We start from the raw sequence: 8,930 nt of genomic DNA, 5'->3' as shown, positions 1-8,930 counted from the left end.
GGCGCAGCCGCCTGAGCCGCGATGATCTCCACCGCCAGCACCACCAACTGCGCGATCACCGCGATCTTGCACGCGATCACAATCATCGCCGCCGCGTCGAACGCAGCCGCGATCAACCGCGAAGCCGTCGCCGCATCCGCCAGATACCCACCACTGCCACCCGACGAGAACTTCTCCCACGCCTTGCCGAACGCCTCGATCGAATCACCCGAGTTCGCCGACCGCACATTGTTCGCCGCACCCGCCGCCCGGTAGTGCAACTCATCGACCTGGTCCGCGAAGTCCCGCCACACCTGCGCGGACTCCATGAGCTTGTCCTCGTCCGCCTTCGGCCAATCGAAGCCGAGCATCTCCAGAACCCACTCAACACTGTCCGGCAACATCAGCGACACTTCGCCAAACCCCCCGTACCCAAACAGACTTCACGACATGACAGACAACACACCAACAGGCCGGCACAACAACCGGCTACAACACCAGGACTCAGACCACCTGCGGCCGGTGCAACGCCCCGATCCGCCCCCCGACCATCCCCTGCGAACCCTCCAACGTCCGGAACGAACCATCCGTCGCCGACTCGTTCGCCTCATGGCTCGCCGCCATCGCCCCCAACTTCCCCCCGATCTCCCCGATCCGCTCCCCCAAGGACTGCATCGACTCCTTCATGCCGTCCCGCAGACCCTCGTACACCACCCCGAACTTCTCACCCAGATCGTCATCACCCCACGGCGGAGTGTCACCCTTCTCCAGGGCCTCCAACCTCGACGACAAACCCTTCACCGCAGCCAGGAAATCCTCACCGACCGCACCCAAATTCTTACCCTCAGCCCGAAGACTGACCGGGTCCACCACGATCTGCTGCGACATCAACGCCCCCGGTCCGCAACCTGAACTTCCCCTGTTCGGCAGTGCCCGCGCCGGCTGAAACAGCAGCGCATGGCATTGCTCATGACATCATATGACCAACGGTTTGACCGCTCCCGGACCGTATCGACCTTGCAACAAGTCGCCCCGCAACCCCACCCCGGGACAGGTCAGTTCAGCGCCCCGGCCGCCGTTCGACCCGGAAGTCGAAGGCGACCGTCCCGGGGTCGAGTGCGGTCACACCGCCGTCCACCGCCAGAACAGCGCCGTTGACCAGGCTCGATGCCGGGGAGAGCAGCCAGGCGATGGCTTCGGCGACCTCGTGGGGCTCGCCCGCCCGGCGGGCCGGGGAGAGCCGGGTGGCCTCCTGGTAGGCCGCCTCGACGCCGTCCAGTCCGGCGAGTTCGGCCAGGCGGGTCATCGGGCGGTCGGCCATCTCGGTGCGGACCCAGCTGGGGCAGACGACATTGGAACGCAGCCCCTGGTGGCCGTAGTCGACGGCCAGGGAGCGGCAGAGCTGGAGCAGCGCGGCCTTGGACGTCGCGTACGCGGCGTTGGCGAGGCCGTTGCGCAGCGCGGAGACGGAGGCGACCCCGACGACCGCGCCGCGCGTCTCCAACAGGTGTGGCAGTGCGGCCCGCAGGAGCAGGAACGGGCCGGTCAGATTGGTCCGCACGACGGCGTCCCAGTCCTCGACCGACAGGTCGCCGACGGCACCGGGGCGACCGAGGCCGGCGTTGACGACCAGGCCGTCCAGTCGTCCGAACCTGGACACGGCCGCGTCCACCAGCCCGGCGACGTCAGCGGGGTCGGTGGTGTCCGACACGTGCGCGACGGCGCCGGTCTCCGTCGCGACCCGGAGCAGCGGTTCGGGTCGGCGTCCGGAGATGACCACCTGGTGCCCGGAGGCGCGCAGCAGCGCGGCGGTGGCCGCGCCGATGCCGCTGCCGCCGCCGGTGACAAGGACAACGTGCTGGTCGGCCATGGGATTTCCGCCTCCGGTGCAGGGGCAGCGCTGCGGCAGAGCAGCACAGCGGCGTGAACCGGATGATCATACGTCGCCCGTGTCCAACGATCCCGGTCGTCCCGGTGGTCCCGGTGACCGTCCGTCAGGACGGCGGGTCCAGGAACCAGGCCCGTGCGGCGCCCGCCACCACCTCCAGCGCACCCGGCTCCTCGAACAGGTGGGTGGCGCCGGGGACCACCTGCACCCGGTGCGGCACCGTCAGCAGTGCGGCCGCCGCCAGGTTGAGCTTCAGTACGTCTCGGTCCCGGCTGCCGACCAGCAGCAGCACCGGCGCCCGGACCGCCCCCAGGTCGGCGGCACCGGCGAGGTCCGGCCGGCCGCCGCGCGAGACCACCGCCAGGACCGGGTCCGGCCGGTCGGCGGCCGCTCGCAGCGCCGCCGCGGCGCCGGTGCTGGCGCCGAAGAGTCCGATCGGGAGTCCGGCGGTGCCGGGCCGGTCGGTGAGCCAGTCGACGGCGGCGACCAGACGGGAGGTCAGCAGGTCGATGTCGAAGCGGTGTTCGCCGGTCAGGGCGTCGACCCGCTCCTCCTGTTCGGTGAGCAGGTCCAGGAGCAGGGTGCCGAGGCCCGCCTCCCGGAGGGCGGCCGCGACCGCCCGGTTGCGCGGGCTGTACCGCGAACTCCCGCTGCCGTGCGCGAACAGCACCACCGGCCGGTCCGGGTCGGGCAGTGCCAGATCGCCGGACAGGGCCGAGCCGCCCGCCGGGACGCTGACCTGCTGGGACCGCACCATGCGCCGGAACCGCCGCTCAGGTGACGGGATCGGGGGTCGGCACCGGCCCCGGCCGGGGACCCGGGTAGGGGTGCGGGTCCGGCCGCGGCCACGGGGGGCGGGGCGGCCGGGGCCCGGGGCTCGGCGGGTCCGGCGGGAGCGGGCCCGGACCCGGGGCGGGAGCCGGGCCGGGCAGCGGCCCAGGAGCCGGGCCCGGGCCGGGGGTGGGCGTGGGGCTGGGCGGTACGGGGTCGTTCGCAACGATCGCCATGGTGACTCCCGATCGTGGATCTCGTTCCGCACCTACCCGCTCGGGCCCGGGTCACTCGGGTCCGGTCGGTCGGATCCAAGCCACCCGGATTCAGGCCGCTCGGATCCGGGTCACTCGGATTCGGCGGCCAGTTCCAGGGCCAGCACCTGGAGGAGCTGCTCCGTGGGGATCTCCGGCGCACTCGCGTCGTAACGGTCGGCTACCGCCTCGAAGGCCAGCACGAATCCGGTGATCAGGGCGCTCAACGGCTTGGACAGCTGGCTCAGCACGGCGAGACCGACCCCGTTGGCGTCCGCGTCGGCGGGTACCACGAAGTAGTCCGGGACCACCTCCCCGAGCAGTTCCGAGGCGTAGTCCGTCCCGACTCCCCCGCGCAGGGCGGTGAGTGCGGCGATGGCCTTGAGTTCGATCTCGTTCTCGGTCATGCAGCGAGCGTAGGAGACCCCCCGGCCCGGGCCCGTGCGCCACGGCGGAACTCCCCGCCGGTCGGCCCACCGGAACGCCGCACCGCCCGGCGGACCGTCAGCCCCCTTGCACCGCAAGGAACTTCACCTCCGGACCGAAAGCCATAGCACGTCCGGGGTCTTCCACTGTTGACCAAGACCTGTCACTCTGGGCGGGTTTTGCAGAGACCGAGGAGGCACCTTTGCTACACCTTCGCACCCGCATATCGACCCTTGCCGTAGCAGCCGTGAGCACGTTCGCCCTCGTCACCGGTACGGCCGTCACGGCGTCCGCCGCGCCGGCGGAGGGCTCGGCCGGCCAGGTCGCGCCGGTCAGCTGGACCCCGTGCAACCCGGATCCCTCGAAGCCCGACCCGGGGATCTTCGACTGCGCCGTCTACCCGGTCCCGCTGGACTACGCGCACCCCTCCGGCGAGAAGATCGGCATCGCGATGATGCGGCGCCGGGCGGGCAACCCGGCCAAGCGGATCGGTTCGCTCTTCCTCAACCCCGGCGGCCCCGGCGGCAGCGGCTACCTCTGGGCGACCACCACCCGGTTCGAGGCGCGGGTGACCGAGAGCTTCGACCTGGTCGGCTTCGACCCGCGCGGCGTGGCCAGGAGCAACCCGCTCCGGTGCTTCACCACCAACGAGGACGCCGACGCGGTCTTCGACCGGATGACCGGCGTACCGGTCACCCGGACCGAGATCAGCGACACGCTCGCCGCCACCAAGGACTACACCGACGCCTGCGGGCGCAACGCGGGCCCGCTGATCAGGCACATGTCCACCATGAACGTGGTGCGCGACCTCGACCGGATGCGCCAGGCCGTCGGTGACGCCCAGCTCACCTTCGCCGGGTTCTCCTACGGCACCCTGATCGGCGCCACCTACGCCAACATGTACCCGAGCAAGGTGCGCGCGGTCATCGTCGACGGCAACGTGGACCCGCAGCTGCGGCTGTCCAACGGCCTGGAGTACGACCGGCAGCGGGCCACCGGCGGCTTCGAGCTCGCGCTGGACGAGTACCTGAAGCGCTGCCACGCGGCGGGCGCCCTCCGCTGCGCCTTCGCCGAGGGCGACACCAGGGCCCGGTTCGACGCGATCCGGGACCACCTGCGGACCAGTCCGGTCACCCTCCCGGACGGCTCCACGGTCACCCTGAGCACCTTCACCGGCCAGGTCGCCAACGCGCTCTACTCGCAGAGCCGCCTCGCCCCGCTGGCCAGGTCGCTGCAGGCGCTGGACCGGGCGATCAACCCGCAGCAGAGCCTCGGCGCCACGGCCGCGCAGCCGTCCGTGAGCGAGGCGAGCGCCCTCGCCGTGCCCGCACCGGCCGCGCTCCGCGAGGCTCCCGCGGACACCCCGTACACCGTCGACGACTCCTACTACGGCGTCAACTGCCAGGACAAGCCGTACCCGTCGAACCCGAAGGTCTTCCCGCTGATCGCCCGCGCCTGGGAGATCGGTGCGCCGACCTTCGGCCGCTACCAGGCCTTCGACGGCCCCGCCTGCTCGACCTGGCCGGCCCCGGCCCAGGAGGTGGAGCGCTACACCGGACCGTGGAACAAGCGGACCGCGAACACCGTCATGGTGATCGGCAACACCTTCGACCCGGCCACCCAGTACCGGTTCGCCCAGAGCATGCAGCGTGAGCTCAACAACGCCGTCCTGGTCACCGTCGACATGGTGCAGCACTGCGCCGTCGGCAGCAGCAAGGCGCTCAACGCCATGGTGACCTCGTACCTGGTGGACAAGATCGCCCCCAAGCCGGGCCAGACCCTCAAGCCCGACGCCGACCCGTTCCCGGCTCCGGTCCCGGCCTGACGCATCACCACCCCCCGGGCCGCTGAACTGCGGCTCGGGGGGGCTTGGCGGGCTGTCGGTGCGCCCGGCTACGGTTCGTTCATCCGATCATCAGGTGAACGAGGAGACGACCGTGCGGCGCTGGGAGTACGTCGGGGAGGGTTCGGCCAAGTTCTGGGAGGCGGCCGCCGAGGGCTGCACCGTGACCGTCCGGTTCGGGCGGAACGGTACCGCCGGGCGGGAGCAGGCCAAGGACTTCGCCTCGGCGGAGGCTGCGCTCGCCCACCTCACCAAGGTGATCGGGGAGAAGGAGCGCAAGGGGTACCAGGAGACCGGCACCGCCGCCGTCCGCCCCGAAACCCCGCAGCCGCCCCGGGCCACCGAACAGCCGGCCGCTGAGCAGCCGGTCGCCGAGCTGCCGACTACCGAGCAGCCTGCCGCCGAGCCCGCGGCCACCGAGCCGCCGGACGAGCACACCTTCGTGATGCCCGCGAACTGGCTCCGCGCCCTGCACCCCCGCCGCGGCGGCACTCCCCGGACGGTCACCCCGCCCGCCAAGGACGCCGTGCAGAAGCTGCAGCAGCGCCTGGCGGACGGCGCCGACTGGATCGAGAAGGCGCTGGAGAACCGCCAGAGCCAGCAGGCCCTGGTCGCCGCCGCCCGCCGCCACCAGGCCGGGGAGGCCGACCCGCTCGGCGCCGCCGTCCTGGCCGCGCTCACCGACAACGACGGCGCCAACCACCGGGTGACGGTCGACGCCTGGGTGCTCGCGCACGGGCTGCCCTTCGCGGCCCGGGCCACCGTCGACTTCCTCGGGGTGGACGGCCACGGTGCGCACCTGCGGTACCGGAGCACCAAGCCGCTGGTGCGGATGGCAGCACCGGACAGCGTGCCGCTGGGCCTGGAGGAGCGCCGGTCGGCCGCCGACCGGGTCCGGGCGCTGCTCACGGTCGCCGACGAGGCCGAGTACCTGGCCGCCGTGGCCGGCCTGGCCGAGGTCCGGGACGGCGCCCGGAACCGGATCGTGGTCTCCTACCTGGTGCCGAGCGAGGACGCCTGGGTGACGGAGTGCTGCGAGCAGCCCAGCGCGGCCCGCAGGCAGAGCTACCCGCTCCGCTCGATGCTGCTCTGCTCGGTCTCCTCGGCCGAGCAGATCGCCCTGCTCGGCGGCCGGGCCGACCTGGGCTGGCACGGCTGGTCGGTGGCCGCCGTCGCCACCCTCGCCGACGCCGTCGGAGCGGCCGCGACCGCTCTGGTGGTCGCCGAGTTCGAGCAGGCCAACTTCTACGCCGACACCCTCAAGTCACTGGCGGCCGCGCTGGCGGAGTTCCCCACCGACGAGGCGTTCGCCGCCCTGCTGGGACGCCTGGAGGACCGGAACGTCCGCACCGCCGCCCTGGCCGCCGCCCGCCGTTTCCCGGTCCGGGCGCTGCGGATGCTGGCCGAGGCGTCCACCGGCAGCACGCCCGCCGCTGCGGCCGCGCGGCAGCTGCTGCCCGGGCACGTCACCGCGCATCACGGGCTGACCCTGCTGGCGCTGCCCGAACTCGACCCGACGGTGGCCGAGTTGGTGGCACCGCTGGCCCAGCGGGTGGAGCGGATGCCGGATGCGCCGGCCGACGCCCTGCCCGCGCTGCTCACCAGCCCGCCGTGGACCCGGAAGCGCAGCGGCGGCAAGCCGCCGGTCGTGGCCGGGCTGACCCCCGACAGCACGGTCGAGCTCCGCTGGCGCGCCGGGGAGCAGGACGCGTGGGCCGGCACCACGTCCTGGTACTCGGACTGGCGGCCGGACGGGCGGACCGGCTGGCGCGACCTGGCCAACCAGTATCGCCGGGGCCACCTCACCAGCTACGAGGAGATCGGCCTGCTGGTCCAGGGGCCGGTGGAGATCGTGGTGCCCCTGCTCGACCAGCCCGCGGGCCTGGAGTACCTCTGGGAGGGCGTGAACGCCCTCAAGCCGGTGGTCGCCCGGCACGGCCTGGCCGCGCTGCCCCTGGTGCAGCGGATGGCCGCGGCCCAGCCCGGCACCATGGCTCCGCTGCTGCTCCCGTTCCTGAGCGCGGAGGTCGCCCGCCTGATGGCGGACTGGCTGCTCCGGCTCAAGTCGGCCGCCGTACCGGCCCGTTCGTGGTTCACCCGGCACGGGGCGGCGGCCGCAGCCCTGCTGGTCCCGGACGCGGTGGGCGCACCGGGGGCCGCCCGCCGCAGTGCGGAGGGCGCGCTGCGGCTGGTCGTCGCGCTGCACGGCCCGGACGTGGTCCGGGCGGCGGCGAGCGGCTACGGCGCCGAGGCGGAGTCGGCGGTCGCGGCGCTGCTCGCGGCCGATCCGCTGCAGGCCGCGCTGCCCGCCCGGATGCCGGTGGTCGGCGACTGGGCGGACGTGCAGCTGCTGCCGCAGATCGCCGTGCGCTCCGGCGGTGCGCTGCCGGCGGAGTCGGTCCGGCACCTGGTCACCATGCTGGCGGTCTCCAAGCCGGGCGCCGTCTACCCGGGGGTGGCCGAGGTCCGTGCGCTCTGCTCCGCCGACTCGCTGGCCGGGTTCGTCTGGGCGTTGTTCGAGCACTGGCAGCTGGCCGGGGCGCCCGCCAAGGACTCCTGGGCGGTGCGCGCCCTCGGCTGGCTCGGCGACGACGGGACGGTGCGCCGGCTGACGCCGGTGCTGCGCAACTGGCCGGGCGAGGGCGCCCACCACCGCGCGGCGGAGGGCCTGGAGGTGCTGGCGGACATCGGCACCGACGTCGCCCTGATGCACCTGCACGGGATCGCCCAGCGGGTGAAGTTCAAGGCGCTCAAGGCTCGCGCCCAGGAGAAGATCGCCGAGGTGGCGGCCGGACTCGGCCTGTCCGCCGAGCAGTTGGCCGACCGGCTGGTGCCGGATCTCGGCCTGGACGCACAGGGCAGCACGGTGATCGACTACGGCCCGCGCCGGTTCACGGTCGGCTTCGACGAGCAGCTGAAGCCGTACGTACTCGACCAGGACGGCAAGCGCCGCAAGGACCTGCCCGCCCCCGGTGCCCGGGACGACGCGGAGCTGGCGCCCGCCGAGCGCAAGCGGTTCGCCGGGCTGAAGAAGGACGTCCGCACGGTGGCGTCCGACCAGGTCCGCCGGCTGGAGGCGGCGATGGTGGAACAGCGCTCCTGGACCGCGTCCGAGTTCCTCCAACTCTTCGTCGGGCACCCGCTGCTGTGGCACCTGGTGCGCCGCCTGGTCTGGCTCGCGGACAGCGACGGACGCACCGTCGCGTTCCGGGTGGCCGAGGACCGCACCCTGGCCGGGGTCGAGGACGAGGCCCTGACCCTGCCCGAGGACGCGCTGGTCCGACTGGCCCACCCGCTGCACCTGGACGGGCAGCTGGCGGCCTGGTCGGAGCTGTTCGCCGACTACGAGATCCTCCAGCCGTTCCCGCAGCTCGGGCGCGCGGTGCACAGCCTGACCGGGCCGGAGGCCGACGGCGCCCGGCTGGAGCGGTTCGAGGGCATCAAGGTGCCGACGGTGAAACTGCTCGGCCTGCAGCGGCGCGGCTGGGAACGCGGCGAACCGCAGGACGCCGGGGTGGAGCGGTGGATCTCCCGCCGGCTCGGCTCCGGCCGGTACCTGGTGCTCGCGCCGGAGCACGGCATCGCGGTCGGTGCCATCGACGTGTTCCCGGAGCAGCGGATCGAGACGGTCTGGCTGGACACCCACCCGGGCGACCACTGGCCGAGCCGCACCTACCCGCTGCGCTTCGGCGACCTCGACCCGGTGCTCGCCTCCGAGCTGCTCGCCGACCTGACCGAGCTGACCCAACCCAGCTGACCCAGCCAAGCT

The 8,930-nt window shown here is 73.0% G+C and carries 7 protein-coding genes; 2 read left to right on the top strand and 5 right to left on the bottom strand.

Translation table 11 applies throughout. The annotated features are described in order from the left end of the window. From ABT118_RS17030 to ABT118_RS17010, 5 genes are all read right to left on the bottom strand, one after another. A partial coding sequence (locus ABT118_RS17030; protein WP_502884573.1) for a WXG100-like domain-containing protein occupies nt 1–383 on the bottom strand: 383 nt, incomplete at its 3' end. 100 nt (nt 384–483) lie between these two features. Further along, nucleotides 484–867, bottom strand: coding sequence for a WXG100 family type VII secretion target (locus ABT118_RS17025; RefSeq protein ID WP_350669201.1), 384 nt, complete (start codon nt 865–867; stop codon nt 484–486). Nucleotides 868–1,039: 172 nt separating this feature from the next. After that, nucleotides 1,040–1,849 carry an SDR family NAD(P)-dependent oxidoreductase gene (locus ABT118_RS17020; protein WP_350669199.1) on the bottom strand — a complete coding sequence of 270 codons (810 nt, stop codon included), beginning with the start codon at nt 1,847–1,849 and terminating at the stop codon, nt 1,040–1,042. Nucleotides 1,850–1,973: 124 nt separating this feature from the next. Then, nucleotides 1,974–2,624 carry a dienelactone hydrolase family protein gene (locus ABT118_RS17015; RefSeq protein ID WP_502884570.1) on the bottom strand — a complete coding sequence of 217 codons (651 nt, stop codon included), beginning with the start codon at nt 2,622–2,624 and terminating at the stop codon, nt 1,974–1,976. Between the two features lie 360 nt (nt 2,625–2,984). Then, entirely contained in the window at nt 2,985–3,299 is a 315-nt protein-coding gene (locus tag ABT118_RS17010) for a hypothetical protein (protein ID WP_350669198.1), read from the bottom strand. A 266-nt stretch (nt 3,300–3,565) separates the two neighbouring features. Between ABT118_RS17010 and ABT118_RS17005 the strand changes: the two genes are divergently transcribed. Together ABT118_RS17005 and ABT118_RS17000 are read left to right on the top strand one after the other, a co-directional pair. Beyond that, a complete protein-coding gene (locus ABT118_RS17005) occupies nt 3,566–5,143 on the top strand; it encodes an alpha/beta hydrolase (protein ID WP_350669197.1) in 1,578 nt (525 codons plus the stop codon). A gap of 94 nt (nt 5,144–5,237) precedes the next feature. Next, nucleotides 5,238–8,918, top strand: coding sequence for a DUF4132 domain-containing protein (locus ABT118_RS17000; protein WP_350669196.1), 3,681 nt, complete (start codon nt 5,238–5,240; stop codon nt 8,916–8,918). The last annotated feature ends 12 nt before the right edge of the window (nt 8,919–8,930 follow it).

The sequence above is a fragment of the Kitasatospora sp. NPDC002040 genome (genome assembly GCF_040296785.1).
In the GTDB taxonomy this organism is placed as follows: Bacteria; Actinomycetota; Actinomycetes; order Streptomycetales; family Streptomycetaceae; genus Kitasatospora.
Note: the sequence above shows the minus strand (reverse complement) of the source record. Positions and strands in the feature narration are given on the sequence as shown.